The following is a 1,815-nucleotide window of genomic DNA, read 5'->3' as shown; positions in this document are numbered from 1 at the left end:
AAACTGGTTAAATAAAAATCTGTACGCTATCCCCCCGAAAAGTCCGATGGGTGAGGCCATCGCATATGCTCACTCTCGCTGGGCAGGTTTAAGCTTCTATACGCTACATGGCGACATGGAAATCGATAATAATTTAGTCGAAAATGCTGTCAGGCCGCTTGCCGTTGGACGCAAGAACTACCTCTTTGCTGGCTCGCATGATGCTGCGCATATGACTGCTGCCATGTATTCCTTTATGGCAAGCTGTAAGCGAAATGGTGTCGATGAAAGAGAGTGGCTAAGTGATATTTTTGATCGCGTACAGGGAATCATGCATAAGGACCTCTTCAAGCTACTGCCTTCTAACTGGGCCAAGTACAGAGGCCAATTATAAATCCAATACGTAGTTTGTCGAACGGATACAATTGGCCGTCAGATTTTAACCGGTTACGGGAAAAAGATAGATTTGCTTGCTATAAATCAAGACGGCAACCTGACGATTATTGAGTTAAAAAAAGAAAAAACCTCGAGAGAGGTTGTAGCCCAGGGGATAGATTATGCTTCTTGGGTTCAAGAATTAACATATCCTCAAATAAAAAGCATCTGTGAAGAGTATCATAAAGGAGAAACGTTCGAGGTTCTGTTTGAAAAAAAATTCTTTACTTCTCCACCCGAAGAAACGATAAACGAAAAGCACGACATTTTAATAGTTTGTTCTAAACTAGACGCTCAAACGGAGAGAATCATTAACTATCTTTCGGAGAATTACAATACACCTATAAATGTCGCATTTTTTCAAATTTTTAAAGATGATGAAAAAGATTATCTCACGAGGAGTTGGTTAATAGACCCAAAAATTATAAGTGCGCAACTTAATAAAACGGATGCCCAAAAAAAGGGCGAAGTCTGGAATGGCAGAGATTTCGTGGCCAATATTGGTTACTGTTCGGACGGCACGACCTCTTCTTGGACTGACTGCAAAAAATATGGAATCATTTCAGCAGGAGGGGGCAGATGGTATTCAAATTCTTTAAAGCAGCTTTTCGTCGGTGCACGGGTTTTCGCTATGATTCCAAAGCAAGGCTATGTAAATGTGGGCATAGTAGAAGAAACGGCCGTTCCTGCCAAGCAATTTACCATTAAGCAAGGCAATGAAACACGTACACTACAGGATCTCGATTTCACATGTGATAGGTTCACTAGACAGATGGATGACTTAGAAAACGGGGAGTATATTGTTAAAGTAAGATGGCTTATTGACAACCCCAATGATGCTACATACTGGGAAAGTGGACTGAGAGCCAATCAGAACAGCGTATTTAAACTAAAAAATAAATTTACCATTGACAAACTTACTGCTCACTTTAGACCAGAAGAATAAGGAAACAGTCAAGGGCAGTAAGAAAGGAGTTAAAGAGCAGCTCGCTATTAATTGCGTAATTTTATAGTATGAGCTAATGCCCTGTAAAATACGCTCAATCTGGTATCTTAGTCTAAGAGTCACAGCCGCACCTGCCCCATCCGAACCAGCGCGGTGTTGTGAATTGCTCTCAAATTGGTATCTTAGTCTAAGAGTCACAGCTGATAGGCCGTAATACAGGCATGCCTTTTAGTTGTGAATTGCTCTCAAATTGGTATCTTAGTCTAAGAGTCACAGCCTTTCGAGACTAAACAAGCCGAGCAGCTAGTTGTGAATTGCTCTCAAATTGGTATCTTAGTCTAAGAGTCACAGCTATAAGTCCAAACACTATGATCACCATCCAGTTGTGAATTGCTCTCAAATTGGTATCTTAGTCTAAGAGTCACAGCGGAGTCGGAAAAAAAGTTATCCACATA

The 1,815-nt window shown here is 40.9% G+C and carries 2 protein-coding genes; both read left to right on the top strand.

What is annotated here, in order from left to right; genetic code table 11:
• Positions 1-373 (top strand): IS66 family transposase (locus tag A3SI_RS16400; RefSeq protein ID WP_009057693.1); only part of this gene is annotated, 373 nt, incomplete at its 5' end.
• A gap of 72 nt (positions 374-445) precedes the next feature.
• Positions 446-1,360 (top strand): hypothetical protein, encoded by a 915-nt coding sequence (locus A3SI_RS16395; RefSeq protein ID WP_009057691.1) that lies wholly within the window; start codon positions 446-448, stop codon positions 1,358-1,360.
• Positions 1,361-1,815 lie beyond the last annotated feature (455 nt).

This window comes from Nitritalea halalkaliphila LW7 (assembly GCF_000265075.1).
Lineage (GTDB): Bacteria > Bacteroidota > Bacteroidia > Cytophagales > Cyclobacteriaceae > Nitritalea > Nitritalea halalkaliphila.
Note: the sequence above shows the minus strand (reverse complement) of the source record. Positions and strands in the feature narration are given on the sequence as shown.